Annotated in this window: 13 protein-coding genes; 5 read left to right on the forward strand and 8 right to left on the reverse strand. The window is 70.4% G+C overall.

Annotated elements, in window-relative coordinates:
* Positions 1-10: 10 nt before the first annotated feature.
* Together ACLBWJ_RS02655 and ACLBWJ_RS02660 are read right to left on the reverse strand one after the other, a co-directional pair.
* Complete coding sequence (locus ACLBWJ_RS02655) at positions 11-1,546, reverse strand: hypothetical protein (protein ID WP_447659701.1); 1,536 nt, start codon at positions 1,544-1,546, stop codon at positions 11-13.
* Positions 1,522-3,039, reverse strand: coding sequence for an ABC transporter ATP-binding protein (locus ACLBWJ_RS02660; protein WP_447659702.1), 1,518 nt, complete (start codon positions 3,037-3,039; stop codon positions 1,522-1,524). Before ACLBWJ_RS02660 ends, ACLBWJ_RS02655 begins: the two co-directional genes overlap by 25 nt.
* A 206-nt stretch (positions 3,040-3,245) precedes the next feature.
* Between ACLBWJ_RS02660 and ACLBWJ_RS02665 the strand changes: the two genes are divergently transcribed.
* The 3 genes from ACLBWJ_RS02665 to ACLBWJ_RS02675 are packed head-to-tail and all read left to right on the forward strand — an operon-like array spanning position 3,246 to position 5,127.
* The gene (locus tag ACLBWJ_RS02665; protein ID WP_114587798.1) at positions 3,246-3,938 is read left to right on the forward strand and encodes a phosphocholine cytidylyltransferase family protein; all 693 of its coding nucleotides are present in this window, start codon (positions 3,246-3,248) and stop codon (positions 3,936-3,938) included.
* Between the two features lie 35 nt (positions 3,939-3,973).
* On the forward strand, positions 3,974-4,909 hold the full coding sequence (locus ACLBWJ_RS02670) for a hypothetical protein (RefSeq protein WP_447659703.1): 936 nt from the start codon (positions 3,974-3,976) through the stop codon (positions 4,907-4,909).
* Positions 4,906-5,127 (forward strand): SCO4848 family membrane protein, encoded by a 222-nt coding sequence (locus ACLBWJ_RS02675; RefSeq protein ID WP_114587800.1) that lies wholly within the window; start codon positions 4,906-4,908, stop codon positions 5,125-5,127. Before ACLBWJ_RS02670 ends, ACLBWJ_RS02675 begins: the two co-directional genes overlap by 4 nt.
* Positions 5,128-5,145: 18 nt before the next feature.
* Here the strand turns inward: ACLBWJ_RS02675 and ACLBWJ_RS02680 are convergent, their stop codons facing one another.
* Complete coding sequence (locus ACLBWJ_RS02680) at positions 5,146-6,414, reverse strand: CDP-glycerol glycerophosphotransferase family protein (RefSeq protein ID WP_447659704.1); 1,269 nt, start codon at positions 6,412-6,414, stop codon at positions 5,146-5,148.
* 56 nt (positions 6,415-6,470) lie between these two features.
* Between ACLBWJ_RS02680 and ACLBWJ_RS02685 the strand changes: the two genes are divergently transcribed.
* Positions 6,471-7,562, forward strand: coding sequence for a glycosyltransferase family 2 protein (locus tag ACLBWJ_RS02685; RefSeq protein WP_447659705.1), 1,092 nt, complete (start codon positions 6,471-6,473; stop codon positions 7,560-7,562).
* A 1-nt stretch (position 7,563) separates the two neighbouring features.
* On the opposite strand, the gene ACLBWJ_RS02690 is transcribed toward ACLBWJ_RS02685, so the two are convergent.
* The 3 genes from ACLBWJ_RS02690 to ACLBWJ_RS02700 are packed head-to-tail and all read right to left on the reverse strand — an operon-like array spanning position 7,564 to position 11,790.
* The gene (locus ACLBWJ_RS02690; protein WP_447660081.1) at positions 7,564-9,015 is read right to left on the reverse strand and encodes a CDP-glycerol glycerophosphotransferase family protein; all 1,452 of its coding nucleotides are present in this window, start codon (positions 9,013-9,015) and stop codon (positions 7,564-7,566) included.
* The gene (locus tag ACLBWJ_RS02695; RefSeq protein WP_282502445.1) at positions 9,015-10,262 is read right to left on the reverse strand and encodes a CDP-glycerol glycerophosphotransferase family protein; all 1,248 of its coding nucleotides are present in this window, start codon (positions 10,260-10,262) and stop codon (positions 9,015-9,017) included. The genes ACLBWJ_RS02690 and ACLBWJ_RS02695 overlap by 1 nt, the downstream gene beginning before the upstream one ends.
* Positions 10,263-10,305: 43 nt before the next feature.
* Positions 10,306-11,790: a S1C family serine protease gene (locus ACLBWJ_RS02700; protein WP_282502444.1), complete on the reverse strand. Its 1,485-nt coding sequence runs from the start codon at positions 11,788-11,790 to the stop codon at positions 10,306-10,308.
* A 100-nt stretch (positions 11,791-11,890) separates the two neighbouring features.
* Here ACLBWJ_RS02700 and ACLBWJ_RS02705 point away from each other — a divergent pair, with 100 nt between their 5' ends.
* Entirely contained in the window at positions 11,891-13,090 is a 1,200-nt protein-coding gene (locus ACLBWJ_RS02705) for an aminotransferase class I/II-fold pyridoxal phosphate-dependent enzyme (RefSeq protein ID WP_269266493.1), read from the forward strand.
* Here ACLBWJ_RS02705 and ACLBWJ_RS02710 read toward each other — a convergent pair.
* Entirely contained in the window at positions 13,064-13,882 is an 819-nt protein-coding gene (locus ACLBWJ_RS02710; protein WP_282502443.1) for a carbon-nitrogen hydrolase family protein, read from the reverse strand. The genes ACLBWJ_RS02705 and ACLBWJ_RS02710 overlap by 27 nt on opposite strands.
* Positions 13,879-14,394 carry a DUF6328 family protein gene (locus ACLBWJ_RS02715; RefSeq protein WP_269266495.1) on the reverse strand — a complete coding sequence of 172 codons (516 nt, stop codon included), beginning with the start codon at positions 14,392-14,394 and terminating at the stop codon, positions 13,879-13,881. The genes ACLBWJ_RS02710 and ACLBWJ_RS02715 overlap by 4 nt, the downstream gene beginning before the upstream one ends.
* Positions 14,395-14,417 lie beyond the last annotated feature (23 nt).

Here is a 14,417-nt window from a genome sequence, read left to right on the forward strand (position 1 = left end):
CGGCGAACGATCAGGTCGTCTCGGCGAATGCCATCAGCCGGTCCCCGCGGCGGTCGAACAGCAGACCCCCGATGAGGATGCCGACTGCGAGCACAAGCAGCCCGACCCCGAGTCCGGTTCCGAGAGCCCACCACTGCGCGTGCGCCTCCCCCTGCAGGAACCGCCAGGACCACCACAACGCCGGCGATGCGGTGAGAAGCGCGCCGACCAGCACCGCGCTCTGAGCGACCCCGCCGCCCGTGCGCTGGGGCTGCTGGAACGGACTGTCTCCGTGCCGGGCGACGGCGTAGGGAGCGAGGACGGACGACACCGACGAGAGGCCGAGGCCACCGAAGAGCAGCGCGGAGCACACCCCGACCATCACCGGCAGAACGTTCCAGTCACCGTGGATGCCGATTCCCACCGGGATCGCGATTGCGAGCAGCGGCAGTGCGACCAGGAGCAGCGGCACGAGTCGCCCGACGCGGTCAGACGCACCGCGCACAGCGCTCGAGATGTGCAGCCACACCGCCGAACCGTCGTACGCGAGGTCATTGTGGACGACCCAACCGAGCAGGAGGGCGATGAGCGGAGCGGGGATCAGCGCCGCGATCTCATGCGGCACGCCGACGATGATGAGAGGCACGACCGCGACGACGGCCGCGACCGGGATGATCGCGATGTCGACGAGGTACCGCGGATCACGCAGCCAATACACGAGAGAGCGCGCCGCTACCGCGCCTCCGGGCGTGCCCGGGGTGACGGTAAACCAGCCGAGTCCCCGGCGCTCACGGACGGATACGGGTCGCTCGGTGTGGGTGAGCATCCGTCGCACGATCAGGATCCATGCTGCGGTCAGCGCCGCGACAGACAGGACCGCGACGATGACGACGGCCGGACGCGGATCGAGGGGCAGGACCCACGCCGCCCCGACAGGTGTGACCGCGAGGGTCCTCACCGCAGCGAGTAGGGGGCCCGGAACGCCGTCGTCCCAGTCCAGCGATGCGAGGAAGACCGCGACCGGGATCGCGACCACCGCGATGCCGAGCAGCAGCAGCGTCGTCAGCTCGCGCGACCGGCGGTCGGCGAGCACGAGAGCGGCGACCCCGAGGGCTACTCGCGCGAGCAGGAGCTGGGTGACGACGATCAGCGCGGCGCCGAAACCCGCGGCCACCGGGTCGACGCCATGGGCGACCCAGGTCAGGGCGACGGCCACCGCGACCACGATCACCGCCGCCGAAGGCAGACTCAGCGGACTGGCCGCGGCGGTCGCGGCCGCGACGAGCCGCCAGTCACGGCCGGTCACGATGAAGGCGCGCGGATCGAGAGGATCGCGAACGGGAGTGACCAACGGCACCACCGCGAAGCAGGCCGACACGGCCGCCCCACCGACCGCGAGCACCACCAGTGCGCTCGCGAGGGGCGCGTCCTGCAGGCGCAGGAGCGCGAGGACGATCGCACCGACCAGCACGACGGCCGCGGCCAGCGCTGTCAGAGCGCGGGCACGGTGGAATCGCAGCGCCCCGACCAGGACGTCGAACCTCAGTCGGAGAACGTGTGCAACCATTCGAGGCCCTCCACCGCGCTGGTCCCGCCGGCAAGTTCGAGGAACCGCTGTTCCAGCGTGCGCCCGTCCCGCACCTCGTCGACCGTCCCGGCTGCCAGGATGCGGCCGCCGACGAGAACGGCGACGCCGGAGCAGGCGCGCTGGACCAGTTCCATGCCGTGACTCGACAGGATGACGGTGCCGCCGTGGGCGACGTACTTCTGCAGGATGTCGAGGATGGCGGCGCTCGATACGGGATCCACCGACTCGAAGGGCTCGTCGAGCACGAGAAGGCGCGGCGCGTGGATCATGGCACCCGCGAGCATGACCTTCTTCGTCATGCCGGCCGAGTAATCCGAGACGCTGCGTCCGAGCGCGTCGGTCAGATCGAAGGCCGCAGCGAGGTCGTTGATGCGATTCTCGACGACCGCGGGCTTCAGTCCCCGCAGGACGCCGTAGTAGTACAGGAGCTGGCGGCCGGACAGCCGGTCGAAGGTCCGCAGGCGGTCGGGCAGGACGCCCATCTGCCGCTTCGCCCTGGCCGGGTCTCGACGGATGTCGATGCCCGCGATCTCGACAGCCCCCTCGTCGGGACGGAGGAGTCCGGCGATCATCGACAGCGTGGTCGTCTTGCCGGCACCGTTCGGACCCACCAGCCCGTAGAACGACCCCGCGGGGATCTCGAGGTCGATGCGGTCGACTGCACGCGCCTCGCCGTAGGCCTTGGTGACGCCGCTCAGACGCAGCGCCGGGGGCGCGGCTTCCGTCTCCACATCGGCCACAGCATCGGCCGCCGGCGCGGTGACGACGGGCTCGAGCTCCGGCTCCGGCTCCGGCTCCGGCTCCGGCTCAGGCAGGGGCTCGGGCTCAGGTTCCGGTTCCGGCTGCGGTTCTGGCTGCGGCTCAGGCTCGGGCTGCGGCTCCGGCGAGGGCTCCGACTCCGGTTCCGGCAGGGGCTCGGGCTCAGGTTCCGGCAGGGGCTCAGGTTCCGGTTCCGGTTCCGGTTCCGGCTGCGGTTCTGGCTCAGGCTCGGTCGCCGGGGCGCTCTCCGGTTCAGCCGCGTCCGTCGCTGCCTCGTCGTGCAGCTCAGCGGGCGCGGATGCCGCGTCGCCCACGATCGCATCGCTCGATGCCATGCCATCCGACTCCGCGTTCTCACGCGCGGCGTCCTCCGCCGGTGCCACGAACGCGGCCGCAGCGACGGCTGCGGGAATCTCAGGCTTGGGCGGCGTCGTACCCGCCGCGGTCGAAGCGCTCGCGGAGCGCGGCTTCCGCGGGGACTTCTTCGCCGCGGGTGCCCCCGACGCGCGCGGCTTCCGCGGCTTCGCCGTCTTCACGGGGGACTTCTTGCGGTCCGTCGACGCTTCTTCGGACGAGGCGGCAGCCGACGTCGCGGCGACCGCGAGTCCGGCCGCAGCGACCTCGGCGGGGATGTCCGGCAGAGGTGGCACAGAGGTATCGACAGGCAACTCGACACGCTTCTCGATCTGGGGGGCGGAGGTGTCGTCTGTCACCCCCCAAACCTATCAAGCGGGTGGTCAGCGCCACGGCTCGTCGTCATCAGCAAACACCGAGAATCGCGCTACCAGGAAGGTCACGAAAGCGCAACGGCTCCGAGTGTTCCGGCGAGCTCCCAGAAGCGGTCGGTACCATGAAAAACGCTCTGCCGGGGTTTCACCTCGGTGAATACTGATCTAACTCGTAACTTCAGGAGATGCTCGTGGGCCTTCAGATCGTGATCCTCGCCGCAGGGATGGGTTCCCGTCTGGGCCGTTCCCTCCCCAAGCCGCTGACCGAGCTGAACGACGGCCGGAGCATCATGCAGCAGCAGCATGACAACATCCGCGCCGCTTTCGGCGACGACGCGCGCATCACGACCGTCGTCGGCTACCGCGCCGAGACGATCGTCGACGCGTTCCCGGATGTCGACTACGTGTACAACGCCCGCTACGACGAGACGAACACCTCGCAGAGCCTGCTGCGCGCACTCAAGGCCTCGGGCCGCGGCGGCGTGCTCTGGATGAACGGCGACGTGGTGTTCGACCCCCGCGTGCTCGGACGCGCCGTCTCGCTCATCGAGCGGGACCAGTCGTTCGTCACTGTCAACACCGCGAAGGTGAGCGACGAAGAGGTCAAGTACACCGTCAGCGGCGAGGGCTTCATCAAGGAGCTCTCCAAGACCGTCCGGGGCGGCATCGGCGAAGCGGTCGGCATCAACTACATCTCCGGGCGCGACAAGAAGGCTCTCATCGCGCAGCTCGCTCGTGTCGACGACCAGGACTACTTCGAGCGCGGACTCGAGCTCGCGATCGCCGAGAACGGCCTGCTGCTCGAGCCGATGGACATCTCCGACCTCTACGCCGTCGAGGTCGACTTCGCGGAAGATCTCGAACGCGCGAACCTCTACGTCTGAGCCCGCCGCGCCCGCGGCGCGAGAGGATGGGTGTCATGGCCCGAAAGGTGCATCGCATCGACTCTCTTCCCGACGGCGCCCCGCGCCGCGACGCGGGCGACCCTGAGGGAGCGCAGCATCCGCTGACCGTCCGCACGCTCGACCGGCTCCTCGCCGTGCAGCGTCCGGTCGTCCTGGCACATCTGCGCGGCATCCGGCAGCGGCACCCCGGTGCCACGACCGCCCAGGTCGTGCAGATGCTCGAACGTCGATACCTCACGGCGGTCACCACGGGCGGCGCGGCGGTCGGAGCCACGGCGGTGATCCCCGGGATCGGCACGGCCACGACGCTCGCCCTCAGCGGCGTCGAGACGGCGGGATTCCTCGAAGCGACCGCTCTGTTCGCGCAATCTCTTGCAGAACTGCACGGCATCCCGGTCGACAACCCCGATCGCGCTCGAGCCCTGGTCCTCGCGCTCATGCTGGGCCGCGAGGGCGCGGATCTGGTCGGTCAGTTCGCACGACAGGCCAGCGGCAAGGGCGCAGCGCGCAGCTCCTACTGGGGCGAGCTCGTGACGTCATCCCTCCCCCGTACGGCCGTCGGTCCTGTCCTCGACCGGTTGAAGCACGCTTTTCTGCGCCGCTTCGCCGCGGCGGGAGGCGCGTCGGTCGTCGGCAAGGCGCTTCCGTTCGGCATCGGCGCAGCGATCGGCGGCACGGGCAACCACATCCTCGGGCGCCGCGTCATCTCGGGCGCACGCCGGGCCTTCGGCGTTGTCCCGAGCGCGTTCCCGGCGACGCTGGATCCCGGAGAGGAAAATCAACCGAACGGACGAGGTCCGGCGCTCGTGGCGCGTCGGATCAGCGGCACGTTCGCCGAGGGCGGCCGTCAGCTCGGCTCGCTCGCCTCTCGACCGTTCCGGCGTGTCGAGCGGCGCAGCGCACGAGAGAAGGGCGCGAACGACGCTTCCGCCGATCGGAGAGAATCATGATCGCTTTCGTCGTGACGATCCTCCTCGTGGGCGCCGTCTTCAACATCGTCACGTGGCCGACCTTCCTGCGACGTGTCTCCCGTGACCCGCGCGCGAGGGATGCCGACGGGCGGCGTACCCGGTTCTTCACCGTGCATCTGGTGCTCGTCGTGATCGCCGTCGCGCTCGCGGCACTCTTCCTCGCCGGCGCGGCGATGATCGGGTTCGCCGGCTTCTGAAGCCGGCAAGGGCCCCCGTCAGGCGTCGTCGAACTCCGCCTCGTCGCGTTCGTCGGCGACGGTGACCGTGCGTGCGTCCCACTCCGCCCATCGCTGCATGAGCAGCTCGATCGCGGCGTGGAAGCGCGCTGTTGCGGCCCCCGGCGATGTGTCGCCGAAGTAGTGACGCGACCACCCGCGCAGGCGCCCGGATGCGTCGGGGTCATCGGCGATGCGGTCTGCGATCTCGACGATCGACGCCGCCGAGGCCGCGTCGAGCCAGGCGGCATCCGCGAGGTAGCCGCCCGTATCGACGAGCGCTGCCGGATCCGCGGGCCGGGTGACGAGCAGCGGCTTCGCGACCGCCAGCCGGTCGTAGATCATCGCGGAGATGTCGACGACGGCGAGATCGGCGGCGGCGAGCTGCCACCCCAGCTCGGGACCATCGTCGTACACGTGATGAGCGAGCGGGTCAGCGCTGTTGGCGGCGGCGATCGCCGCGACGATGCGCCGATGCGCGTCACCGTACGCCGCGTCGACGACCCCGGACCTCGGATGCGGCCGATAGATCAACCGGTGCTGCGGTGACGCGAGGACCGCGGCCGCCAGAGCCTCGCCGTGCGAGGCGATCGAGCCATAGTGCGCGGCGGGGCGGTCGCCCTCCCAGGTGGGCGCATAGAGGATGACGCGGCGCCCGTCCTCGGGGTACGGGAGCGATCCCGAGAAGTGATCCGCCTGCGGCCGACCGATCGCGATCGTGCGCGCGTCGAGGTCGTAGTCCCAGAGAACGCGACCGAGACGCTCTCGAGCCGCATCACCTGCGATCAGGGCATAGTCGTACGCCTTGAACTGGTTCGTGGTCATGTACATCTTGTCGGACTCGCCGTGGTTGATGAACACATGCCATCGGTGCCCGTAGCGGAACATCTGGAAGTTGCGGGTGTTCTGATTGACGTACAGGACGACCCGGATGTCCTGCGCGGCGACCACCGATTCGAGGGCCCGGACGGTCGGGGCGAACAGGACGGGCAGCGCACCATCGGCGAGGATCGCCTGCGCGCCGGTGGCGCTGCGGCTGATGACGACGACCGGCCAGGTCTTCGCGAGGAGTTGGAGCGGCTTGTACCACTGCCGTATCTGGTACATGTTCACGTCACCGTCGGCGAAGTACACCGCGATGCGGAAGTGACCGGCGGGTGGCCGCGGCGCCCGGGTGAGGGAGCGTCGCACGTCGACGTACGCGGCCCGGTTCGAGACGGCACGCCGAACCAGTGCGACGGCTTTTCGGACGTCCGAGATGATTCCCACCCTTCCAGGGTACCGAGCGGGTCGGCCGGAGCTGGGACGCGTGACATGATCGACGGATGCATGACGACGCGCACGGATGGCGTCCGGCGCCCGTACCGGACCGAGGCGCGGGCGTGTCCTTCGTCATCCCCGTGCTCAATGAGCGCGACTACCTCGAACACGCCGTGCGCAGCGTGCTCGCTCAGGACCTCGACGCGCCGATCGAGGTGATCCTCGCGCTCGGCCCGTCCTCCGATGGAACGGACGCGGTGGCCCGCCGGCTCGCCGACGAGGAACCGAGGATCCGTCTCGTCCGAAACCCCGCGGCTCACATCCCCGTCGGCTTGAACATCGCGATCCGGGCGGCTCGCTACCCGACGATCGTGCGGGTGGACGCGCATTCGGAGCTCGAGCCCGGGTACGCGCGCGCCGCACTCGACACGCTCGCTCGGGTGCAGGCGGCGAACGTCGGCGGTGTGATGCGCGCCGAAGGCCGAAGCGCTTTCCAGCGAGCGGTGGCCCGCGCCTACAACTCGCGCATCGGGCTCGGCGGCGGCGCATACCACGGCGGTACCACCGAGGGCCCCGCCGAATCCGCCTACCTGGGCGTGATGCGGCGCAGCGTCCTCAACGAGGTCGGGTTGTTCGACGAAGGAATCCGCCGCGGCGAGGATTGGGAGCTCAACCTCCGCATCCGGCGAGCCGGGTATCGGGTGTGGTTCGACCCCGACCTGCACGTCACCTATTGGCCTCGCGACAGCTGGTCCCGCCTCGTACGGCAGTTCCGGGCGACCGGCTCATGGCGGGGCGAGCTCGTACGACGTTTCGGCAGACGGAACGGTCTGCGCTTCTTCGCTCCCCCGGCACTCGTCGTGGCGACCGCCGCATCGCTCGTCGTCGGCGCGGCCCAGCTCCTCGGAGCGGCGCCGGGACGCGCCGGCATCCTGCTGTCGATCGTCCATGCGCCTGTCGCGGCCTACGCGGCCATCATCGCCGTCGTCGCAGCCGGGCGCGGCGGCGGTCGCGGACTGCGAGACCGCCTCTGGACCCTCGCGGTCCTGCCGTCCATGCATCTGTCATGGGGCGTCGGCTTTCTGCAGGGCGCCGCGCGCGGGGCGCGGGGCACCGTCGACACATCGCGCCTCGAGCGGAACACGCCGCTTCCCTAGGTCAATCGCGCGAGACCAATCTCTGGTCGAGGATCCGCGCGACCACGCGCTCTGCGGCCCGACCGTCATCACGAGCGTTGAACCGGGCGCGCCAGCGGGCGTACCGCTCGGGGTCGCCCCCCTCGCCAGAGGTGATGGCGCGAACCAGTTCCTTCTGCGTCCGCACGACCGGACCGGGGGCCGCATCCGTCAGATCGAAGTAGAACCCGCGCAGCTCACCGCGGTAGTGCTCGAGGTCGGGAACGAAGAAGTACATCGGCCGCCCGGTGACGGAGTAGTCGAACATGACGGACGAGTAGTCGGTGATGAGTGCGTCCGAGGCGAGCTGAAGCGCGGCCGGGTCGGGGTACGACGTCACATCGATCACGCGGGCCCCGCGCTCGTCGGCGCCGGGCGCCAGCGTCCGCGAGTGCCCGCGGACCAGCACCACCGCACCTGTCGCCTCGGCGAGCGCCGGCAGATCGAGGAAGTCGACGATCGTCTGACGGTCGTCGCGCCACGTGGGCGCGTACAGCAGCACCTGCTCTCCGGCATCGATCCCGAGAGACGCGCGCACGGCCTCCCGGTCGCCGGTGTGCAGTTCATCCGTCCGCGGATACCCTTCGACCCACACCGGCTTGCGCCGGAACGCGTACGCCGCCCCGAGCACGCGTGCGCTGTAGGGGTTCTGGGCGAGGAGGATGTCCCAGCGTCTGCTCTCTCGGAAGACGGCGAGGGCCCGTCGCGGGTCGAAGCCCGGCCGGTGGAGAGCGAGTCGTTTGAGAGGCGTACCGTGCCAGGTCTGGAGGACGACCTGACCCGGTTTCCGGACGAACTGCCGGCGCAGCCAGTCGTTGACCACGAGCAGTCGGGCGGCGCCCCGGGCTCGCCACCATTCGGGGCTTCCGTCGACCACGGCGATCGCTCCCTCGGGCACCGCGACCGAGAGATCGACAACGCTCCAATAGCGGGTGACTGCGGGAGCCACGCGCGCCAGTTCGCGGTCGATCGCGAGCGGATTGTCGCTCGCGCTCCGGCCGTAGAAGCTCTCGAAGAAGACGGCGTTCTCGAGGGGTCCGCGGTGAGCGGCATAGCGCTGTTCGAGGGCCCGACTCCCCTCTCCCGACGCGAGCGCCGGATCGACGGGCGGCCCGATGCGCAGCAGTGCTCCGTCCCAGCTCGCGCGAAGCGTGCTCCCGTGGAAGGGCGCCGGCATCTCGGTGTCCTGGCCGCCGTCGCCCTGCATTCGGACGCCGTCGATGACGAGGTCGTAGCTTCCCCCGGGCAGCGGGAGGGAGGCGCCGCCCCAGCGGGACGCGTGCAGAGGGACACGCGCCGTCCAGCCGCCGGCCACAGTCGTCACCTCGGCGCGAGATCGCGCCCGCGGGCCGACGACCTGAACCTCGCCGGGCGTGGGGCCGGCACCACTCACGGTGAGGACGGGTGAGCCCTCGACATCGAACCCGATGATCATCACGACCGCTCCCCTGCAGCTTCCGGCACCGCAGCGACGATCGCCTCGTGTACTCGACGCGCGTTCCCGCCGTCTCGCCACGCGTGCATGCGCAGGCTCAGCTCAGCCGATCGGCGGCGACGACGATCCGTTTCCGGTCCTCCCGCGAGGAGCTCGTCGAGCTGCGAGCACAGCTCGGGCCACGATCGGGCGGCGTCGTCGCCCGCGACCTCCCCGTAGGTGCCGTAGAAGCCGCGAGTGCGGGCGTAGCGCTCGACATCGGGGGCCAGGAAGAGCGTCGGCAGCGGCACGAGCCCGGCGTCGTAGACGAGAGAGGAGTAATCCGTGACGAGCGCGTCCATGGCCGGGAGCAGGGGCGTCACGTCCGGGACGAGGTCGCTCCCGAGTATGCGGACGCGCGGCGTCGGCGACGGTGGGGTGTAGTCGCCCCCGCCCAGGGGGTGAGAGCGGACCAGGAGAACGGCGTCGTGCGCCTCGAGAACGGTAAGGATGCGCTGCCAGTCGGCAGCGTCGGGCGTCGCCGGATCGGGGTCTCCGTCGCGCCAGGTCGGCGCGTACAGCACGGCATGAGCATCTGCGAGGCCGGGGACCGCGGTCTCGAGGCGCCGACGCGCGTCCTGTCGCCCCTGTCGGCGGTCCGCGGGCGAGAGCACGTCGACCCGCGGCTCACCGAGCACGGGCACATGGCTGTCGTCGAGCCCGAAGGCGCTCTCCAGGCGGCCGCGCACGCGGTGGGACGCTGCCGGCAGGAGGTCGATCTGAGCCTGCGTGCGCCGATACGCCAGAGCCAAGAGACGCCGGATGCCGGGAACACCGCCCAGCCGACCGGGGTCCGTCGTGACCGGCGCGTCGAGGCCGATCCGCTTCAGCGGGATGCCGTGCCACAGCTGCACGAGGAACGCACCGCCGACGCCGTAGCGATTGACGTCGCCCAGACCATGCGTGACCACGACGACCCCCGCCCGGGCCGTATGCCAGAAGCCCGCAAGCGAGTCCCGCTGCACGGTCGGGATGCCGAGGCGCTTCGCATCGTCGGCCTGCCGCTGCGACGACACCAGCCACACGGCCCGGCGACGGGGCGCCGCCTGCCAGAGGGCGAGCGCCCCATCGGCGATGCCGACGGCGCACCCGAACACCCAAGCGGATCGATCACGCGGGATCACGAGGGTGGCGAGCCGTCCCGCGAGATAGGCGGGGATGCGCAGGACCTTGCGCACATTGCCCGCGCCGAACGAGAAGGACGCCACCCCGCGAGCCTATCGCGGGGTGGCGTCCGGGCCGGTACGGCGCTTACTGCTGCAACTGGCCGAGGGTCACGGTCGCGGTCTGCTCACGGCCGTCACGCACATACGTGAGCTTGGCTTCGCTGCCTGCGGCCAGTGCGCGCACCTGTGCGGTCAAGTCGACCTGGTCGGTGATGGCGATCCCGTTGAACTCCGTCACGATGTCGCCGTTGCGCAGGCCCGCCGACGCGGCGGCCCCACCCGAGCTCACCTCATTGATGAGAGCGCCGGCACGCGTCGCGCCGGGTGCCGCAGCGGCATCTCCGACCGTCGCGCCGAGGAGGCCGTGGGTAGCCGAGCCGTTGTCGATGATCTCGTTCGCGACGCGTTCGGCGACCGTCGAGGGGATGGCGAACCCGACACCGATGGAGCCGGCCTCGGTGGACGCCCCGCCCGCGCTCGCGATCGCGACGTTGATGCCGATCAGTCGACCCTTGCCATCGACGAGGGCGCCGCCGGAGTTGCCCGGGTTGATGGCGGCGTCGGTCTGGATGACCGAGATCGCGATCGACGACTTCGGCTGGGACGGCGTCTGCTGACCCTGGCCGAAATCGAACTCGAACGGCGTGCGCCCGCCCGGGGTCTCCTGCTGCGATCCGCCTTCCGATTCGGGCGCCGCCGACGACGCGATCTGGATCGAGCGGTTCAGCGCGCTCACGATGCCCGTCGTCACGGTGTTGGACAGCCCCAGAGGCGCGCCCACGGCGACCGTCTGGTCGCCGACGTTGAGCTTGCTCGAGTCGGCGAACTCGATGGGGGTGAGGCCTGAGGCGTCGGTCAGCTTGATGACCGCGAGGTCGTACGTCGGGTCAGTGCCCACGATCGTGGCCGCGTACACCCGGCCGTCCGAGGTGGTGACCGAGAGCTTCGGGTCGCCGGTGGCTCCGTCGAGCGTGACCACGTGCGTGTTCGTCAGTACGTAGCCGTCTTCGCTGAGGATCACGCCGGAGCCCGTCCCGCCGGAGGTGCCGGACGAGGCGGAGATGGTCACGACACTCGGCAGCACCTTCGTCGCGATGGCCGTGGTCGCGTTGACCGAGTCGGGGTTGTTGACGGTGATCGACGACGGGCCCGAGCTCTGGGAAGCGGGAGCCGCGACGAACGACGATCCCACCGCCGCCGCGCCACCGACACCGGCCGCACCACCGACGAGGGCCGCCGCAACGAGGATCGCCGCGATCTTCCCGCCTCCGACCTTGCTTCGGTCGTGAGACTCGGGGGCCGCGGTCGTCGCGAAGGGCTGACCGAAGGCCGGAGCGCCACTGTGCGGTGCGGGCTGGCCGTAGGGCTGAGTCGGCTGGGTGTGGAAGGCCGGGCCGGGGTCCGCCGGCGCGCCGGGCAGCGGCGGGCGGGGCGGGATGGACGCGTCGGCGCGCGGCGTCGCTGCCGCGTCAGGTGCCGACACGGGCGAGGTACGGGCGTGGTCGGCAGGCTGCTCGGCGTCGCTGCGCGCGTCGGGAGTCCGGTCGTCGGGGAAGTTCTGATCGCTCATCGAGGTTGCTCCTTTGTCCAAGCAAGAACAGGTTGCCGCCCCATGCTGTGGTTTGCCTATGCCGAGGATGGGACACGCCTATGCGTGTAGCCTGAGCCGGATGCACGAGGTTCCCGGCGCGTGGCGCCGCGCCGCACGAGGCGCCGGTCTCCTGACCGATGACGGTCTGCCCGTCCCCACCATCTTCGCCGAGATGACCGCGCTCGCCGCTCGAACGGGCGCGATCAACCTGGGTCAGGGCTTCCCCGACGAGGACGGGCCGCAAGAGGTCCTCGAGGCCGCGCGCGCGGCCATCGCCGGCGGCCGTAACCAGTACCCGCCCGGTCGCGGAGAGCCGGAACTGCTGGCCGCGATCGCCGAGCACCAGTCGCGTTGGTACGGCATCGAGCTCGACGCCGACACGCAGGTGCTGGTGACCGCCGGCGCTACCGAGGCTCTCGCCGCGACGGTGCTCGCGCTGGTCGACGGCCCGGATGACGAAGTCGTCGTCTTCGAGCCCTACTACGACGCGTATGCGGCCCTGGTCGCGCTGTCCGGTGCCCGCCTCGTGGGCGTTCCGCTCCGGTGGCCCGACTTCCAGCCCGACCTCGACGAGCTCGCCGCAGCCGTCACCGATCGCACCCGCATCATCCTGGTCAACGACCCGCACAATCCGACCGGGACGGTCTTCTCACGCGAGACGATCGACGAGATCGTCCGCTTGGCGCATCGGCACGACGCCGTGATCGTCACGGACGAGGTGTACGAACACCTGACCTTCGACGCGCCCCACGTCCCGATCGCGACCCTGCCCGGCGCCGCTGGGCGGACGCTGTCGATTTCGTCCGCAGGCAAGACGTTCTCGGTGACGGGCTGGAAGGTCGGGTGGGTCACGGGCCCCGCCGAGCTCGTCCGCGCAGTCCTCGCGGTCAAGCAATGGCTCACGTACGTCAACGCCGGCCCGTTCCAGCTTGCCGTCGCCGCCGGACTGCGGCTTCCCGACGGCGTCTTCTCGGGTATCGCCGATCGTCTGCGCGCGGGTCGGGATCTCCTCGGCGCCGGGCTGCGCGAGGCCGGCTTCGCCGTGTCGACCCCAGCCGGTTCGTACTTCACCGTCGCGGATGCCGCGCCCCTCGGGGCTTCCGACGGCGACGCGTTCTGCCGGGAGCTGCCGGACCGTGCGGGTGTCGTGGCGATCCCGCTGACGGCCTTCGCGTCGCCCGCGCACCGGACCGAGTACGCCACGCTGGTGAGGTTCGCCGCCTGCAAGCGCCCGGACGTCCTGGCCGAGGCGTCAGCTCGACTCGCGCGGGCCTTCTGACCGGGGCACGACCTCGAAGCGGCGCAGCCGAAGCGCGGGGTTGACCCGTCGGACGCGCTCGACCGCATGGACGTCGATGTGGGCGACGGCGACGTCGCTCGACGTTCCCACCGCGGCGATCTCCACACCCTGCGGATCGAACACCCCGGAGTTGCCGACCCCCAGCGGCGGCGGATGGTCCGCGGCCGCGACGAAGAAGGTGTTCTCGATAGCGCGAGCCCGCAGCAGCGTGTTCCACTGCAATTCCTTGAGCGGGCCGCGCACCCACTGTGCGGGAACGAGGACGACGTGCGCGCCGGTGTCGGCGAGTACGCGGCCGATCTCCGGGAACCGCAGGTCGTAACAGGTCATCAGCGCGAAGCGCACGCCGTCGATCTCGAAGGTCTCCGGCGGTGCGATCTCACCGGGCTCGACCCAGTCGGACTCGCGCTGCCCGAAGGCATCGTAGAGGTGCAGTTTCCGGTACGACGCGACGAGCCCGTCGGGTCCCACGGCCACGACCGTGTTGCGCACGCGCTCGGCGTCCGAAGCCCGCTCCAGAAGGCCCGCGACGATGTGCACGCCGTGATGATGTGCGAGGTCGCCGAGCCCCTCGACGAACGGACCCTGGAGGTCCTGGGCGTTCTCGCGGAGCGTCTCGTCGAACGGGTCGACGAAGTAGCTCGAGTACTCCGGGAAAAGGACGATCTGGGCTCCGCGCGACCGAGCGCGTTCGACGAACCCGGCGATCGCGCGGAGATTGTCGTCGACGTCGGCCGCGGGCGCGAACTGGGCCACGGCGAGAGCTGTCATCGGTCCTCCGAACGGCGGTGGCGGTAGATGAGCGGTGAGACCACCCAGAGCAGAGCTATGAGGAACGCCAGCGCGCCCCCCGCTACCCAGGATGCCGCAGTGCTGACCACGACGTCGAAGACGAAGACGACCACGCCCACCAGCAGGACCGATACCGTCACCAGCGCGAACAGCAGAGCCGTGTGACCGAACGCGACGACGGCGGGCTTGGCCCGGCGGCGGAACAAGCCGCGATGGAGGGCCACCGGCGACAGGGCGACGATCGCGCTGAGTGCTGCCAGCACGACGAGGGTCAGATAGAACACCCGCTGCGGCCCGCTCAGGTCGCGGAACGCCGGTTGGAAGGCGAGAGCCAGCAGAAAACCGGTCAGGATCTGGGTGCCCGTCTGCAGGACGCGCAACTCCTGGAGCAGCTCGTTCCAGTTGCGGTCGGCACGCTCGTCCGCCGACTCGGCACGACCGTCGTCTGCGACGTCATCGCCTCGGTCGGTGACCGGGGTGGCGGGACTCATGTCGCTATCTTCCTCGCCCCGGA

The organism is Microbacterium sp. M4A5_1d (assembly GCF_053345465.1).

Bases quoted from the DNA above. Each gene is read 5' to 3' on its own strand.
- ACLBWJ_RS02655 (WP_447659701.1), bottom strand. From the start codon at position 1,546: ATGGTTGCACACGTTCTCCGACTGAGGTTCGACGTCCTGGTCGGGGCG.
- ACLBWJ_RS02670 (WP_447659703.1), top strand. From the start codon at position 3,974: ATGGCCCGAAAGGTGCATCGCATCGACTCTCTTCCCGACGGCGCCCCG.
- ACLBWJ_RS02675 (WP_114587800.1), top strand. From the start codon at position 4,906: ATGATCGCTTTCGTCGTGACGATCCTCCTCGTGGGCGCCGTCTTCAAC.
- ACLBWJ_RS02685 (WP_447659705.1), top strand. From the start codon at position 6,471: ATGCATGACGACGCGCACGGATGGCGTCCGGCGCCCGTACCGGACCGA.
- ACLBWJ_RS02690 (WP_447660081.1), bottom strand. From the start codon at position 9,015: ATGATCATCGGGTTCGATGTCGAGGGCTCACCCGTCCTCACCGTGAGT.
- ACLBWJ_RS02700 (WP_282502444.1), bottom strand. From the start codon at position 11,790: ATGAGCGATCAGAACTTCCCCGACGACCGGACTCCCGACGCGCGCAGC.
- ACLBWJ_RS02705 (WP_269266493.1), top strand. From the start codon at position 11,891: ATGCACGAGGTTCCCGGCGCGTGGCGCCGCGCCGCACGAGGCGCCGGT.
- ACLBWJ_RS02710 (WP_282502443.1), bottom strand. From the start codon at position 13,882: ATGACAGCTCTCGCCGTGGCCCAGTTCGCGCCCGCGGCCGACGTCGAC.
- ACLBWJ_RS02715 (WP_269266495.1), bottom strand. From the start codon at position 14,394: ATGAGTCCCGCCACCCCGGTCACCGACCGAGGCGATGACGTCGCAGAC.